This window comes from Alistipes sp. Marseille-P5061, from assembly GCF_900290115.1.
In the GTDB taxonomy this organism is placed as follows: Bacteria; Bacteroidota; Bacteroidia; order Bacteroidales; family Rikenellaceae; genus Alistipes; species Alistipes excrementigallinarum.
The window spans coordinates 26,372-40,659 of the sequence record NZ_LT985752.1 but is presented as its reverse complement, the minus strand read 5'-3'; the positions used below and the strand labels follow the sequence as shown (position 1 = coordinate 40,659).

Genomic DNA, 14,288 nt, shown 5'->3' with positions numbered 1-14,288 from the left:
GTCGGTTAGTCGTCGCACTTGCAGCGCGCCTGCTCGATTTGCTCCTCGACCTCGTTGAGCTTCTCCTTCATGCGGTCGATTTCGTCGCCGAGCGACTCCTTGATTTTGCGGCGCAGTTCGGGACCCGACTGCGGCGTGAAGAGCATCGTGAGGGCCGAGCCGATAATCAGGCCGCCCACCAGCGATACGATGGCAATACCGGTGTTTTTCATGGTTGCTTGTTTTTTTGGTTTGACTCGGCATGAACTCTTGCAAAGTCCGCGCCAAAGGCGTATCTTTGGTCTACGATGGAGACAAACCTGCATGCGGCCTTTACGGGCCATCGCACCTACGACGGGCGGGGCGACGCCGCGCTTCGGGCGCTGCTCGACGCGATGTACGCCCGCGGATTCCGCACCTTTCTGAGCGGCATGGCCGTGGGTTTCGACCTGGCGGCGGCCGAGGCGGTGCTCGCGTTGCGGAGCCGCTGTTCCGACGTGCGTCTGGTGGCCGTTATCCCCTTTGCGGGGCAGGAGCGCTTCTCCGCGCCCCGCGACCGGGCTCGCTATGCGGAGACGGTCGCCCGGGCCGACGAGCGGGTGGTGCTCCGTCCGGCCTACGGCCCCGGCTGCTACCGGGTGCGCAACGACTTTCTGGTGGAGCATGCCGACGAGGTGGTGGCCTGGTACGACGGCAGCACGGGCGGCACCCGCTATACGGTCGGCCGCGCCCTGCGCCTCGGCCTTCGGGTCCGCAACCTCTGCCCCGAGGGCCCCGTCCTGTCCGCGCCGGCGCCCGCGCCTGTGCCGACGCTCTTCTGAGCCCCACGGCGATTTGTTTCCCCCCCCCTCGCCCTTCACGTCCTTCTGTCCCCGCGCCTGCACCTGCGCCTGCACCCGGCTTACACCGACGCTCTTCTGAGCCCTGCAGCGACACTTTTCTGAGCCCCGCATCGGCACTCTTCTGACCCCACGCCCCGCGCCCGCGCCCGCGCCTGCACCTGCACCTGCACCTGCACTGACACTCTTCTGCGCCCCCGCACCTGCACTGACACTCTTCTAACCCCGTGCACCTTCGCGCCCGCCGATACCCCCGCGTCGGCTCCTCTTCGCTCCTTCGCTCCTCTTCGCTCCTTCGCTCCTCTTCGCTCCTTCGCCCCGCATCCCGCACCCTGCACCTCCGTACCCGCGCACCGCGTTTCTGTGGAGGCTGCCCGTGGCGCGCCGGCTCCTGCCACTGCATGATTTCTGTCGCTGATGCCCTCGTTTTTTTGGAAATCGTACGCTTTTCGCTATCTTTGTCTTGAAATGATATTTGCCGCTGTTCGCCCGTAACTGAAAACGACCAATTAGATGTATGTCGGGGAACGGATGTTGCGGATACACTCCGTTTGGGGTGTGTTCCCATGTTCTGTTGCGATACATACGGGTGCTTGGTCGTACCTCAGTTAGTCGGAGCGGGAGCGGGGATGCACCTTTTTTATTGTGCATACGCGGATATCTTGTGGCTGATTGACATGCGATAAGCCCAGGCGGCCTCTTCTGGCGTGCTCTGCCGATTTCTCCTGACTGAAAACGACCTGTACATTCAACCGTATGTAGAGAACGGACGGCGGTTCCTCCCTCCCGGGGGCATCATCCGCGTTCTTCACGACGACGAAGAAACCTGCGGATGCATCCACTCCGTCGCCCCGGGAACAGAGGATTCCGAAAATCTGCAAGAGAGTAGGAGCAATTCAAAACAAACCCAAACAACATGAAAAAGTTTTTGATGTGTGCGGCCGCACTGCTGATGGCCGTGACGGCGGTCTCGGCTCAGACGCCCGAGGAGAAGGAGGCTTCGGCCAAGCGGGTCGAGCAGTTGAAGAGCGAGGCCCCCAAGGCCTGCGGCGTGGCTGAAATCGACGACGCTGCCAAAACGGCCGAGACGGTGGCTGCCGCCACGGTCGAGGTGGCCGACTTTACGGCCCTGCTCGACGGTGCGACCCCCAGCGCCGAGCAGATTCTGCGGGCAACCGAGCTGCTGCAGCGCATCGAGGGGACCTCGGGTGAGCTGAAGCAGCTGACTGAAGCGTTGGGCAAGGCGACCTCGTCGCTCAAGTCGCTCAAGAACCCCATGAAGGTGAAGTCGGCGACCCGCTCGGTCTCCTATGTGAAGACCGTGCTCGAGAATGCAACGCCCGAGCTGCCCTACCAGGCGAAGCTCCTCGGAGCAATCGTCTCGGGGAAGTAGCCCCTCCGCACGGCATCAAGCAGAAAGCCCCGGCCGAATGCATCGGCCGGGGCTTTTGTGCAAAGCAACCGGATGGATTACTTCCAGTTGAGAATCTTGTAGAAGTCGTACTCCTCGGGGTTGGCGACATACTTCTTCGCTGCCTCGTAGTCCTTCGGCTCGATGGCGTTGAGGATGTTGTCCACTACCGACTTGAACTTGTCCGAGGTGATGTCGACCAGACGGGGCGGAATCTTGCCCGTCGTCGGGTCCTGAAGGTCCTTCAGGTAGAGCGGCGATACGTTGCCCTCCGAATCCACATAGACCATGCAGCCGGTCTTGCCCTCCGAGTAGAGCTTGTGTACGCCGATACCCAGCTCCGAGCAGTAGGTCAGGTCGTAGGCAATCGGGGTCTGGCAGCGGATTTCGTAACCCAGCTCCACGGGACGGCTCTTCACCTTGATGCCCAGGGCCTTGAGCTTGTTCTCAATCATCTCGTTGAAGATGTGGGCCTTCGAAACCTTGCCCAGCTCGGGGTGTCCGTGCTCGTCGTAGGTGAAGTGAACGCCGCTCTTGCGGATTTCCTCGTTCGACAGTGCGTGGAATACGCCCTCCGAGATGATGGCGGCGCCGTAGTCCATGCCCATAATCTTGCGCTTGATAATCGACGAGATGACCAGGTTGACAATCTTCTCGACCGTGATTTCGGTCTTGTTGAACATCTCGGGGATGACAATCATCGGGTAGTGGCAGGCCTCGCCGATACCGAATGCGAGGTGGCCGGCCGAACGACCCATGGCAGCCAGTACGAACCAGTTGCCGCTCGTGCGGGCGTCGACATAGACGGCGCGGCCGATGACGGCACCCTTGTCCTTGGCCGACTCGTAACCGAAGGTCGGCGTGCCGTTGGGCAGCGGCAGGTCGTTGTCGATGGTCTTCGGAACGTGGATGTTGGCGATGGGGTACTTCTTGGCCTCGAGGAACTTGGCGATGCGGTTTGCCGTCGATGCGGTGTCGTCGCCGCCCACCGTTACGAGCAGCTTCACGTTGTTGTCGGTGAAGAACTTGAGGTTGAAGTTATTCTCGAAATCGGCATCCGTGGGCTTGAAACGGCTCATCTGCAGGAACGAACCGCCCTGGTTGAAGATACCGTCGGCCATGGGATAGTCGATGTCCACCGTGCGGGGCGAGGGGTTGAACAGTCCCGTATAACCCTCGTGGAGGCCGATTACACGATAACCCTTGCGCAGGAACGTCTTGGCGACGCTGCCTACGACGGTGTTCATGCCGGGAGCCGGTCCGCCGCCGGTCAGAATAGCGATTGCTTCTTTCATGGTTTTTTGGTTTTTATTGTGAATTAACCGTTATGGTCTGCTCTGTATTGGCGGCCCAAAATTACGATTATTTTTTCAAACGGGCAAAAAGAGTGTGCGAAAACTCGCGTGCGTGCGCGCAGCGCGCGTGTACGTGAGAAGAGGAGCGGCGGGGCGTGCCCGGGGGGGGGGGTGGCTCTTTGTCTCTTTTTCACATCTCCGCGCCCCCGAGACCCGACTCTGGCTCCTTTACACATTTCCGAGCCCCCGACCATACATTCTTCACCTTGTCTCTACATGTCCCTNCCCGGGGGGGGAGGGTGAAGGCGACATGCCCGGGGCCCGGGCGGCGGGTGCAAAAACAAAAACGGGCGCAAAACGCAAAAAAAACAGGCGCAAAACGCAAAAAAAAACAGGCGCAAAACGCAAAGGCGCAAAAAAAGAGAAGCGGCGTTCCGCTTCTCCCATACTGTGCCGGATGGACTCCGGGTGTTCCGATATGTCGGTTTGTGTTGTGTCGTTGTGGAATCGGACGCGCGGCTTAGCCGATGACCTTCACGTTGACGGCCTGCTCGCCCTTGGTGCCGTTGCCGAGCTCGAACTCCACCTTCTGGCCTTCGTTGAGCGACTTGAAGCCCTCCGACAAAATGCCCGAGAAGTGAACGAAAACCTCCTTGCCGTTCTCGGCGATAATGAATCCGTAGCCTTTCTTGCTATCGAACCATTTTACTGTTCCTGTCATAAAATTGCGGATTAAGTGTTAATGTGTTTTGCAAAGAAACGGAAAAAACGGTGGTTTTCAAAACTTTTTACGCTATATTTTCGTATCAGGAATCAATTTTGTATATTTGTTCCTGACATTGGAACCAACAGAATGAATATGAATCGCAAAATCAATCTGACGCTGCTGGCACTGCTGGGCTTCTCGACGGGCTGCTCGTCGGTGAAAAATACCCCGCGTGAGGGCAAGGCGGAGCAGGAGCCCGTGACCGAGGAGCAGACGCCCGCCATCCAGGTGATGTACGGCGTACGCCAGCCCGTCGGCCCCGAATTCGTGAACAAGGCCTATCCCCTCGAGGAGACCGATTCGCTCGGAAGCGCCGCACAGCCCGCAGCCGGTCAGCCGGCCGAATCCGCTGCCGAACCTGCCGCCGAATCCGCCGCAGATGGGCAGAAGTAATCCAATCCATGAGCGGAAACTGTAAACCGAGCCTGCGCAAACGCCTCGGGCTTCGCCTCTTCGCATCGCTGCACGACCGCTCGGTGGCCGAGCACAAGCTGCGTACGCTCTTCTGGGAGTGCACGTTGCGCTGCAACCTCGCCTGCCGGCACTGCGGCAGCGACTGCCGGGTCGACCCCGGGGTGCGCGACATGCCGCTCGAGGACTTCCTGCGCGTGCTCGACGAGGAGGTGACGCCGCATGTCGACCCGCGGCAGGTGCTCGTGATATTCTCGGGCGGCGAGGTGCTCGTCCGCGAGGATTTGGAGCGTGCCGGCGCCGAGGTGACGCGCCGCGGATATCCGTGGGGCATGGTCACCAACGGCATGGCGCTCACCCCCGAGCGGTTGGACAGCCTGCTCCGTGCGGGGCTGCGCTCCGTCTCGGTGAGCCTCGACGGATTCGAGCAGACGCACAACTACATCCGCCGCAATCCGCTCAGCTATGCGCGTGCGCTCGACGCCGCGCGCCGCATCGCCCGCGTGCCGGGGCTGGCCTACGACGTCATCACCTGCGTCACGGGGCCGCTGGTACCCCGCCTCGAGGAGTTCAAGGAGATGCTCATCGCCGAGGGCATCCGCTACTGGCGGATTTTCTCGATTTTCCCGATGGGGCGCGCCAAGGAGGACCCCACGCTGCGGGTGAGCGACGAGGAGTTCCGCGAGGTGCTGGAGTTCATCCGCCGCACGCGCCGCGAGGGGCGCATCGAGGTGAGCTACGCCTGCGAGGGATTTCTGGGCAACTACGAGATGGAGGTGCGCGACCACTTCTACCTCTGTGCGGCCGGAGTTTCGGTGGCCTCGATACGGGTCGACGGCTCCATTTCGGGCTGCACGAGCATCCGCGCCAACTTCCACCAGGGCAACATCTACCGCGACCGCTTCTGGGATGTGTGGCAGAACCGCTTCGAGCCCTTCCGCGACCGCGCGTGGGCGCGTCGCGGGGAGTGCGCCTCCTGTTCGATGTTCCGCTACTGCCTGGGCGGGGGCATGCACCTGCACGACGACAACGGCGACCTGCTCTATTGCCACTACCACCGGCTTCCGGGAACGACGCGGTAGCGGGCAGCGGCCGACCGACCGCCGGGGGAGCATCTGAGGAAGGGGCGCACCGACCCGGGGAGGTTCTTCGGCCCGGGGAGCGTACCGGAAGGCGTGACCATCCGGTCCGAGGGCGCGCCGGTTGAGAGGCCTGCCTGTGGAAGCGTGTGCTGGCGGGGACGTTTTTTTTGGTCGGAGAGTGCACCGGACGACGAGACCATCCGGCCCGGGGGCGCACCGGACGGAGCGATTTTTCGGTTCGGGGATGCCGGCCGGGGCAGTTTTTTCGGCTTGGGGAGCGTACCGGACGGGGCATTTTTTTTCGGCCTATGTGCGCCGAACGGGTTGTTTTTTGGACCGGGGCGCATCAGTGGGCGAAACCATCCGGCCCGAGGGTAAGCGCGCAAAAGAATTAAAGGCCAAGCAGGGAGAAAGTCCCGCTGAAAAAGAGTAAAAAGCTCCGGAGTTCGACTCCGGAGCTTTTTTTGTTGCATGTCGGCGGCCTGCAGCGTTGCCTCAAGTCGAAACGTGATAGGGGCGTGGCTCGGATTTGCGGCCTTTCCCCTGTCTGGAGGCGGCCTGTTCCCTGCTGGCTGCAATAACGAAAAAGAGGTTATCGAAGTTCGATAACCTCTTTCCGTGTCGGGGAGACTGGATTCGAACCAGCGACCTCCAACTCCCGAAGCTGGCGCGCTAACCGGACTGCGCTACACCCCGAACAGAGCTCGTTTTATCTTTAAGAGCGCACAAAGATACGTCTAAAATCCGAATCGGCAAAATAATTTTCAAAAAAAATGCATCCGCCCGTCAACTTGCCCCCGCCGTGCGGGCCGCTCTGCGGTTGGAGGGAGGGACGTGCGAGCCGTTCCGGGTCGCTCCGCCGCCGGGTGCAAGGCGTGTGGGAGTGCGATTCGTGCGCGCACATCGTGCGCGTGCGTCCAGTGGCGTACCTCGCGTGCGCATGCGGGCGCGTCGAGCCAGAGACCTGCCCTGTCGGACAGCTCCGGATATGCCTTGCCCCCGGCAATCTCAATCACCAGTCGTCGGATTGCTGCTCGTCGTCGCTTTTGAGGATGAACGAGTTCGAGAACGAGTAGTCGAAGACCTCGCAGGCGAACTGCCGGGCCCTGGCGCCCCGGCTTCAATTCATAGATGAGCGTCCCGGAGAACTTCTCGCCGTTTCTGAAGAAAATCGGCAGGGAGAAAAGCCTCGGCTCCGGCTCCATCGTCGCATAGTTCAGCAGGACATTTTCGACCCGCCCGACAATCATCGTGGAGTCGTTCCGCTGGATGTCGCTGAATATCCCCGAGGCGATGATGCGGTCGCGCATTGCGGAGGGGGTACCCCGGTATTCGACCACGCGCTGCCAGTAGAAGTTGTGCGGTTCGATGTGCGCTTGGGCAAAGGCTCCTCCGGATGCGAAGAGCGCCGCCGCGAGGATGAGTGTTGCTGAAAGTCTTTTCATTGGAGTATCAGTCTGTTATGCTTTTTTTCGTAAAATGTGGAATCATCGGGCGCAAATCGTTCGTATCTTTCGGAATCAAACGGCCGCTGCGCCTGCCCGTGCAGGGCCTTCGGCATGCGCCGTCATGGCTGTCGGCGGTCTTGCCGCAGCCGGCATGAAGCGCTTCCATCCGTTTTTTGTACTTTTGTCATAACCGGGAAGTTATCCGTTCATTATTCTTTTGTAGTCCGGGTCTGTTTCGTCAACCTCTGGAAGATATACTTTCCCGTAGAATTTTAGTTCATCTCTGTCGTTTCTGAATTGGCCGATGAACCCACGACATTGCATAACCGGATTTTCGGGATTGGCCTTCATCAGCAGTTTGTGCCAGAACCTGTTCAAGTCTCGGTCAAGGTAGCCAGCGAGTCTCCCGCGTCCGTTGTAAATCTCAACGGCGTATTTGTCCTCTTTGACCTCTTTGGTCGCTTTCAGGTAGAAATTTTCGGAGTATCCGATGTCCTTTTTGGAAAGGTCCCGGTGGTTGGTCCCGATAATTTTGTATTCGACCTCGTCGTCTTCGGGCTTGACATCATCGAACAGGGTCTCTCCCTGTTCTGTTGTGTATCCGTATTCTTCGGGGTTCACGTCCGATTCATTGCTTGTTGTGGCGGAATTTCCTTGATAGTAGCCCCTTCTCTGGTGACGTTTTATCAGCCTGGAGACATTGATGGCAACGACAATAATGCAAAATACGAGGAAGAGATAAAATAGGTTCCCGCTGCTTGATTCCGGGGCAATAGGAGTTGCTTGTAAAATGGGTATCATTATAGTCTGTTTTTTGAGTTCCGGCCCTTGACCCGGCAGCGGCGAGGGCGTCCGGATGATGACTGGCCCGCTCGTTCGGAAGGGGCGGTCTGCGTATCTTCGGCTGGTGCTCATCCATGCATTCCTGGCTTGGGCAGGTCTCGTTTCGTATGCGCATCGCCCGACCCGTCGCATACAAAATACGGGGTAGCGGAGATTTCGAACGGGTCAAAGATTTACAAAAATCGGACAAAAACAAACGACGGATGAATTTTAAGCGACGGAAGCCCGAAAACGCCTTCGGATGGCGCATGCGGGGTTTCACCTGTTTTGAAGTACGATGACTATGGAGGGATGGATTAAGATACACCGCGGGCTGCTCGACTGGGAGTGGTATTCCGACACGAACTGTGTGCGGCTGGCGCTGCACCTGCTCCTGAAGGCGAATTTTCAGACCCGTCGCTGGCGGGGAATCACCGTCGAGCGGGGGCAGCTCGTCACGAGCCGCGCTGCGCTGGCCCGCGAAACGGGACTCTCGGAGCGTGAGGTGCGGACGGCTGTTTCGAAACTCGAGCGGTCGGATTTTCTGACCTGCCGGGCGACCAGCTCCTACACGGTCGTAACGATTTGCAATTACGAACGATATCAGTCTACGGACAGCACGGAGCGACCAGCCGTCGGACCGGCTGATGACCGGGCGAAGACCAGCTGCCGACCAACTCCCGACCAGCGAGCGACCACAACGGAAGAAAGTAAGAAGGAAAGAAGTAATAAGAAGGAAAGAAGGAAGAGCACACACACGGTAAGTTCAGAAGAAAAGGGGGTTGCAGGGGGAAAACCGGCCGGGCCGTCGGCGGAGCTGACCGGGCCGTCGGGGGAGTTGACCGGGGCGGCCGATGTGCTGCTGTCATGGATAGGGGAGCGCTTCCCGCAGGTAGCCGCGATGGAGGAGCCCTTCACGCGGCAGCAGCTGGTGTGGATGCTCCGCAAGTACGACGTCGAGGACATCCGGCGCCTGGTGGCTGCGATGGACAACAAGGGGGCGTGGAAGAACCGGAGCGCCTTCTGCACCTTCACCTCCTACGCCGCCCGGGACCATGAGCTGCTGACGCGGCGGCAGGCGGAGGCCGCATGCGGACGTTTGTACACCTACCAGCAGATGGTGCAGCTACTCCCGACGAACGGGGGCAACTACCGTGCGGAGGATTTCGAGACGGTGCAGACGCCGCAGGGGGTTCGGTGGCGCATCCGCACGCGGCGAGACTGACCGCCCGGGGGATGCGGGGCTTCCGGGTGGCGGAGGTTCTGCGGCGGCAGAGGGAGCGCGGCGGGTCTGCCGGGCCTCGGGTCGGCTAAGGCTTCTGCGGCGGCGAGGTTCCGGGGTGGCGAGGTTTTCGGGACGTTGGAGGAAGAGCGGCGGGGCGGCGGTGGTTTCGGGGCAACTAAGGCTTCAGCGGCGGCGGGGTTCCGGAGAGCGGAGGGCGCGCGGCGGGTCCCCCGGGTTGGTGGTGACACGGATTGGTGGTGACACGGATTGGTGGTGGCTCGGGTCGCGAGGGCTCTGCGGCGGTGGGGGCTCCCGGGTCGATGGTGCTTCGGGGCGTCTGTTTCCCGGAGGCGTGTGGAGGAGGTTCTTTGACGTGATTGAGGCCGCGCAGGCGAGCTATACGCAAGCGGGCGGAAATCGGCTTTTGCGGGGAGCCTGCCTTGATGCAGCCGGGAAATCCGGCTTTTGCGGGGGCCAATCCTAATGCAGCCGGGAAATCCGGCTTTTGCGGGGGCCAATCCTAATGCAGCCGGAAAATCCGGCTTTTGCGGGGGCCAATCCTAATGCAGCCGGAAAATCCGGCTTTTGCGGGGACCAATCCTAATGCAGCCGGAAAATCTCCGATTTTGCGTGTAAATTGTGTGCCTCCGGCCCCAATAAACAACCACCTGCGTTGCCGCAAGTGGTTGATTGTCAATAGTCGGGGAGACTGGATTCGAACCAGCGACCCCCTGCTCCCAAAGCAGGTGCGCTAACCGGACTGCGCTACACCCCGTCTGTTCCCTCCTTCCGTTACTGCCGCCGTCGCTGCAGGTTGGCGGCGCCGTTTGCGTTCCAAAACAGCCAAAACCGTCTGCTGCATTATGCCGCTGCCAACCGCTGCCGACTGCTGGCCCGTCGTTGCCGACCGTCGACCGTCGCCACTGGCCCCTCGCTGCCGCCCGCCCTGGCGGGCCGGGCATCTTTCGGAAGTCCGGGGTGCAAAGATAACGGCTTTTTCGGTGCCCACCAACTTTTCGCTTCGAAATCTTTCTCCGGCCCGAAGGGTCATCACCGCCGAAGGAACCGCCGCCCGGAGGACTGCCGCCCGGAAGCCCGCAGAATCGCCGCACTCCCGCTGCCGCGGAGGCATCACGCCCGGAGGGGCATCACCGCCGAAGGAACCGCCCGCTCTCAGGTATTGCGTCCGGAGGAGCATCGCACTTCTGCAGCAGACCGTCGAAACTGCCAGCCCGTCGAAGTTGCCCGCTATCGCGTCAGACCGTCGAGGCGGCACGCTATCGCAGCGGCCCGTCGCGTCTGCCCGCTATCGCAGCAGACCGTCGAACAGGTGGCTGAAATCCTCGTGCGGCGCCGGCTTGTAGACCTGGAAGCCCAGCGCGCGGGCCGCCGTGACGTTGCGCTCCGAGTCGTCGATGAAGAGCGTCCGGGCGGGCTCCATGCCGCTGTCGGCAATCATCTTGCGGAAGATGGCCTCCGAGGGCTTCAGCTCGCGGAGCTCGTAGGAGAGGTAGACCCGGTCGAAGAGCCGCTCCATCGGGCAGCCCGCCTCGGCGAACATGCGGCGAATCAGCTCCATCGACGAGGGGTTGTTGTTCGAGAGGACGTAGGTCCTCACGCCGCGGCGGCGCAGCGCCTCGATGAGGCGGACCTTGGCGGCCGGCACGCCGACCAGAAACTCGCCGTAGGCCTCGCCAATCTGGCGGTCGGTCACCTCGCGGCGGCCGCTGGCGGCGCGCATCCGCTCGCACGCCTCGTGGAACGTGATGAGGCCGTGCTCCATCTCGCCAATCATCGCCGCCGGGTGGTAGGGGTTGATGAGTTCGGCAATCTGCGGCATGCCGAGGCGTCGGAAGGCGTCGATGCAGCGCTCGGCGTCGAGGTCGACCAGCACGCCGCCGAGGTCGAAGACCACGCTGTCAATCTCCTCCATGGGGTGCGGCGCTGTTTGGGGTATCGTTGGGGTATTCAAGGTGTCGTTATTTCTGGAATTTCATGGTAAATCGCCGGATTGGGCGGATGAGGCACATCGGCAGCAGCTTGCAGAGGGGTATCCAGAGCCGGTTCCACCAGTCGGGGACCGTGCAGCGCTGCCCGTGCCAGAGGGCCCACAGCCCGCGCCGGGCACAGCAGTCGGCCGAAATCAGCACGCCCATGCGCAGCCCGATGCGCTGCCAGCGCGGCGTGAGGCCGTAGAGGTCGGTCGCCACGCCGGCCGGGCAGACGGCCGTCACGCGGATGCCCGCCTCGCGGACCTCCTTGGCGAAGGCGACCGAGAAGCACTTCAGGTAGGCCTTCGAGGCGCTGTAGAGCGTCAGCCCCGGGAAGGGCATCCACAGCGAGTAGGAGGCCATGTTGAGGATGTGGAAGCGGCGCCGCGGGGCCGGCGAAGTTGCCGGTGCGGTGCCGGTGGTAGTCGGCGCGGAACCTGCCGCCGCACTTGCCGCCGGTGCCGAGCCTTTTGCCGCCGGCGCGGAGCAGGTCTCCGGTGCATCGCCGGTGGTTGCCGGTTCGTTGCCGGTTGCCGCCGGTGCATCGCCCTCCGGCGTCGGCTCCATTGCGTTGTCTCCCTCCTGCCCGGGCTCCGCCGCAAAGCCGTTGCGGGCGGCCATCTCGCGGGCGACGAGGCGGCAGAGCTGCGTGGCCGTGAGGCAGTGGAGCATGATGACGCGCTCGATGCGCTCGGCCGGCGTGCGGATGATGTCGCGGAACGAGAAGATGCCCGCATTGTTGATGAGCACGTCGACGGCGATGCCGGCCGCACGCAGCCTGTCGTAGAGCTCCTGCGCCGCCTCGGCGCGGGCCAGGTCGCAGGAGATGATGCGCACCTCGGCGGCGTCGAGCGCCCGGAGCTCGGCGCGCACGCACTCGAGCTTGCGCAGGTCGTTGCCCACCAGCACGAGCCGGTAGCCCAGCCGGGCGAGCCGCAGCGCGAAGCAGCGCCCGATGCCCGAACCGGCCCCGGTGACCAGCGCCCAGGCGCTGCCCTTGGTTACCTCTCCCCGTTTCATGGCAGTTTGGCGAGCTCTTCGACGATTTTGCGCGGCAGGTTGTCGCAATGCTTGCAGCACTTCATGTCGACGGAGTACATCCGCGCGATGCAGTAGTTGCGGTGGTCGCACTCGCTGCGCGTCGAGGCGTCGCCCGCACGCAGTTTGTTGACGAAGGCCGGGTCGTTGACCAGTGCGCGGGCCATCTGCACCAGCTCGAAGCCGGCCCCCAGCGCCCGCTCGATGCCCTCGCGGCTGACCAGTCCGCCCACGTAGACGAGCGGGCACTTCAGCGCGGCGCGGAACTTCACGGCATCCTCCAGGAAGTAGCACTCCTCGAAGGGGAACTGCCGAATCATGTAGGGGCCGCACCAGCGGATGAAGTAGCGGAGCCACCAGGGGGAGTAGTAGCTCATCGTATAGAGCGGGATGAGGCCGCGCATGACGGCCATCGGCGCCTTCGAGACGAAGCCCCCCGAGAGGACGATGCCGTTGACGCCGAAGCGCTCGATTTCGCGGGCGATTTCGATGCTTTCGGGAATCTCGATGCCCCCCTTGAAGCCGTCGTACATGTTGTGCTTGACCAGCACGGCCATGTTGCGGCGTGCGGCCGCCTCCATCACCTCGGTCAGGCACATGCGCATGAAGCGCATGCGGTTCTCGAGCGAGCCGCCGTATTCGTCGCGGCGGTGGTTCGTATAGGGCGAGAGGAACTGCGAAATGAGGTATCCGTGGCCGGCGTGCACCTCCACCGAGTCGAATCCGGCATCGGCCGCCGTGTGGACGGCGCGGCCGAAGTCGCGCGCCACCTCCTCGATTTCGCTCCGGCGCATTCCCCGCACGGGGGTGTAGGCGTAGAGGTTGAAGCCCGTCGAGGCGCCGATGGGTATCTGCCCGGCGGTGGAGTAGTGGGTCATGTTGCCGCAGTGGCCGATTTGGATGCCGGCGGCGGCACCCTCGGCGTGGATGGCGTCGGTGATGTCGCGCAGCGCGGGGACAATCGCCGGGCGCAGCCACAGCTGCTTGTTGAACGAGAGGCCGCTGCGGCTGACGGCCGCATAGGCCAGCGTGGTCATGCCGATGCCGCCGCGCGCCACGCTCACGTGGTACTGCTTGAGCTGCTCGGTGGGGCCGAAGTCCTTGCCCATCGACTCGAAGGCGGCCGAACGGATGGTCCGGTTGCGGAGCGTCACGGGGCCCAGCTTATAGGGGGTGAAGAGTTTGGATTCCATCGTGGAAGCTGTTTTGGGTTCGTGTCAGTAGATGAAGGGGATGATGCGCTTGCGGCCCAGGCGGGTGAACTCCTCGCCGAACTCCTGCTCGTAGCGGCGGTAGAGCGACGCCGAGCGGGGGGCCAGGTTGGCGAAGGTCCACCAGGCGAAGACGGCGCCGGCCCATGACCACGAGGCGATGGCGAAGCCCGTCCATTCGAGCAGCTCGCCGAAGTAGTTGGCCGACGAGACGTAACGGAACATGCCGCCGTGCGGGATGTAGTGGCGCGTGTCGCCCGGACGGCGCAGGTGGCGGATGATGTAGTCCGAGTGGAGGTTGATGGCCATGCCGGCCACGAAGAGCGCTCCGCCCACGTAGATGAAGGGGCGCGAGAACCACCCGTCGTAGTAGCCCTCGGGCGAGACGTAGAAAATCCATCCGCCCTGCATCAGGGCGTTGAGCGTGTTGAAGAGCATCCCCATGAGGACGATGCCCAGCGGCATCTTCGACTTGCCGCGCATGAGCAGCGGGAAGATGAACGAGCGCTGGAAGTAGTGCGCCTCGAAGAGCAGGAAGAGGACGAGCGGCGCGGCCTCCCACATCCTCGGCGAGAGGGCCCACAGGACGGCCATGGCGATGAAGACGGGCGACTCCATGAGCACCCATCCGACCTTGTTCGGAACGGGAGGTCCGTAGCGGGGGTTGAACAGATAGCCGTACCCCGCCTCGAAGAAGTGCAGGGCGATGAAGACAATCAGGGCCAGGAAGGCCATGACGAGCAGGAAGATGTTGAAGGCTGCGGTCATGC

General features: G+C 62.4%; 14 protein-coding genes and 2 tRNA genes. 5 read left to right on the top strand and 11 right to left on the bottom strand.

The genetic code is table 11. The features are described from left to right. Positions 1 to 5: 5 nt before the first annotated feature. Positions 6 to 212 (bottom strand): YtxH domain-containing protein, encoded by a 207-nt coding sequence (locus C8267_RS10295; protein ID WP_087362453.1) that lies wholly within the window; start codon positions 210 to 212, stop codon positions 6 to 8. Positions 213 to 287: 75 nt separating this feature from the next. Here C8267_RS10295 and C8267_RS10290 point away from each other — a divergent pair, with 75 nt between their 5' ends. Both C8267_RS10290 and C8267_RS10280 read left to right on the top strand, forming a co-directional pair. Then, a complete protein-coding gene (locus C8267_RS10290) occupies positions 288 to 800 on the top strand; it encodes an SLOG family protein (protein ID WP_106634542.1) in 513 nt (170 codons plus the stop codon). Positions 801 to 1,734: 934 nt separating this feature from the next. Beyond that, a complete protein-coding gene (locus C8267_RS10280; RefSeq protein WP_143256145.1) occupies positions 1,735 to 2,211 on the top strand; it encodes a hypothetical protein in 477 nt (158 codons plus the stop codon). 77 nt (positions 2,212 to 2,288) lie between these two features. On the opposite strand, the gene C8267_RS10275 is transcribed toward C8267_RS10280, so the two are convergent. Together C8267_RS10275 and C8267_RS10270 are read right to left on the bottom strand one after the other, a co-directional pair. Next, positions 2,289 to 3,524, bottom strand: coding sequence for a 6-phosphofructokinase (locus tag C8267_RS10275; protein ID WP_087362456.1), 1,236 nt, complete (start codon positions 3,522 to 3,524; stop codon positions 2,289 to 2,291). 520 nt (positions 3,525 to 4,044) lie between these two features. Further along, positions 4,045 to 4,245, bottom strand: a complete 201-nt coding sequence (locus C8267_RS10270) for a cold-shock protein (RefSeq protein WP_087362457.1) — start codon at positions 4,243 to 4,245, stop codon at positions 4,045 to 4,047. Between the two features lie 138 nt (positions 4,246 to 4,383). Between C8267_RS10270 and C8267_RS10265 the strand changes: the two genes are divergently transcribed. Beyond that, complete coding sequence (locus C8267_RS10265; RefSeq protein ID WP_106634541.1) at positions 4,384 to 4,683, top strand: hypothetical protein; 300 nt, start codon at positions 4,384 to 4,386, stop codon at positions 4,681 to 4,683. Positions 4,684 to 4,691: 8 nt separating this feature from the next. Then, on the top strand, positions 4,692 to 5,783 hold the full coding sequence (locus C8267_RS10260; protein WP_087362459.1) for a TIGR04133 family radical SAM/SPASM protein: 1,092 nt from the start codon (positions 4,692 to 4,694) through the stop codon (positions 5,781 to 5,783). Between the two features lie 621 nt (positions 5,784 to 6,404). On the opposite strand, the gene C8267_RS10255 is transcribed toward C8267_RS10260, so the two are convergent. From C8267_RS10255 to C8267_RS10245, 3 genes are all read right to left on the bottom strand, one after another. Beyond that, positions 6,405 to 6,479, bottom strand: a tRNA-Pro gene (locus tag C8267_RS10255). A gap of 68 nt (positions 6,480 to 6,547) precedes the next feature. Beyond that, positions 6,548 to 7,228, bottom strand: coding sequence for a hypothetical protein (locus C8267_RS10250; protein WP_106634540.1), 681 nt, complete (start codon positions 7,226 to 7,228; stop codon positions 6,548 to 6,550). A 201-nt stretch (positions 7,229 to 7,429) separates the two neighbouring features. Beyond that, the gene (locus C8267_RS10245) at positions 7,430 to 8,032 is read right to left on the bottom strand and encodes an HIRAN domain-containing protein (RefSeq protein ID WP_106634539.1); all 603 of its coding nucleotides are present in this window, start codon (positions 8,030 to 8,032) and stop codon (positions 7,430 to 7,432) included. A gap of 325 nt (positions 8,033 to 8,357) precedes the next feature. Here C8267_RS10245 and C8267_RS10240 point away from each other — a divergent pair, with 325 nt between their 5' ends. Next, positions 8,358 to 9,278 (top strand): hypothetical protein, encoded by a 921-nt coding sequence (locus C8267_RS10240; RefSeq protein ID WP_158699773.1) that lies wholly within the window; start codon positions 8,358 to 8,360, stop codon positions 9,276 to 9,278. Between the two features lie 700 nt (positions 9,279 to 9,978). On the opposite strand, the gene C8267_RS10235 is transcribed toward C8267_RS10240, so the two are convergent. From C8267_RS10235 to C8267_RS10210, 5 genes are all read right to left on the bottom strand, one after another. Further along, positions 9,979 to 10,053: transfer RNA gene (locus C8267_RS10235), tRNA-Pro, on the bottom strand. Positions 10,054 to 10,584: 531 nt separating this feature from the next. Continuing rightward, positions 10,585 to 11,211: an HAD family hydrolase gene (locus tag C8267_RS10230; RefSeq protein WP_106634537.1), complete on the bottom strand. Its 627-nt coding sequence runs from the start codon at positions 11,209 to 11,211 to the stop codon at positions 10,585 to 10,587. Between the two features lie 46 nt (positions 11,212 to 11,257). Further along, positions 11,258 to 12,289 (bottom strand): SDR family NAD(P)-dependent oxidoreductase, encoded by a 1,032-nt coding sequence (locus C8267_RS11090; RefSeq protein WP_234025753.1) that lies wholly within the window; start codon positions 12,287 to 12,289, stop codon positions 11,258 to 11,260. Further along, positions 12,286 to 13,500, bottom strand: a complete 1,215-nt coding sequence (locus C8267_RS10215) for an NADH:flavin oxidoreductase (RefSeq protein ID WP_106634536.1) — start codon at positions 13,498 to 13,500, stop codon at positions 12,286 to 12,288. The genes C8267_RS11090 and C8267_RS10215 overlap by 4 nt, the downstream gene beginning before the upstream one ends. A 24-nt stretch (positions 13,501 to 13,524) precedes the next feature. Further along, positions 13,525 to 14,286: a DUF1295 domain-containing protein gene (locus tag C8267_RS10210; RefSeq protein ID WP_106634535.1), complete on the bottom strand. Its 762-nt coding sequence runs from the start codon at positions 14,284 to 14,286 to the stop codon at positions 13,525 to 13,527. Positions 14,287 to 14,288 lie beyond the last annotated feature (2 nt).

Excerpts from the sequence above, each read along its gene's own strand:
- C8267_RS10295 (WP_087362453.1), bottom strand. The coding sequence starts at position 212 with ATGAAAAACACCGGTATTGCCATCGTATCGCTGGTGGGCGGCCTGATT.
- C8267_RS10290 (WP_106634542.1), top strand. The coding sequence starts at position 288 with ATGGAGACAAACCTGCATGCGGCCTTTACGGGCCATCGCACCTACGAC.
- C8267_RS10280 (WP_143256145.1), top strand. The coding sequence starts at position 1,735 with ATGAAAAAGTTTTTGATGTGTGCGGCCGCACTGCTGATGGCCGTGACG.
- C8267_RS10275 (WP_087362456.1), bottom strand. The coding sequence starts at position 3,524 with ATGAAAGAAGCAATCGCTATTCTGACCGGCGGCGGACCGGCTCCCGGC.
- C8267_RS10270 (WP_087362457.1), bottom strand. The coding sequence starts at position 4,245 with ATGACAGGAACAGTAAAATGGTTCGATAGCAAGAAAGGCTACGGATTC.
- C8267_RS10265 (WP_106634541.1), top strand. The coding sequence starts at position 4,384 with ATGAATCGCAAAATCAATCTGACGCTGCTGGCACTGCTGGGCTTCTCG.
- C8267_RS10260 (WP_087362459.1), top strand. The coding sequence starts at position 4,692 with ATGAGCGGAAACTGTAAACCGAGCCTGCGCAAACGCCTCGGGCTTCGC.
- C8267_RS10250 (WP_106634540.1), bottom strand. The coding sequence starts at position 7,228 with ATGAAAAGACTTTCAGCAACACTCATCCTCGCGGCGGCGCTCTTCGCA.
- C8267_RS10245 (WP_106634539.1), bottom strand. The coding sequence starts at position 8,032 with ATGATACCCATTTTACAAGCAACTCCTATTGCCCCGGAATCAAGCAGC.
- C8267_RS10240 (WP_158699773.1), top strand. The coding sequence starts at position 8,358 with ATGGAGGGATGGATTAAGATACACCGCGGGCTGCTCGACTGGGAGTGG.
- C8267_RS10230 (WP_106634537.1), bottom strand. The coding sequence starts at position 11,211 with ATGGAGGAGATTGACAGCGTGGTCTTCGACCTCGGCGGCGTGCTGGTC.
- C8267_RS11090 (WP_234025753.1), bottom strand. The coding sequence starts at position 12,289 with ATGAAACGGGGAGAGGTAACCAAGGGCAGCGCCTGGGCGCTGGTCACC.
- C8267_RS10215 (WP_106634536.1), bottom strand. The coding sequence starts at position 13,500 with ATGGAATCCAAACTCTTCACCCCCTATAAGCTGGGCCCCGTGACGCTC.
- C8267_RS10210 (WP_106634535.1), bottom strand. The coding sequence starts at position 14,286 with ATGACCGCAGCCTTCAACATCTTCCTGCTCGTCATGGCCTTCCTGGCC.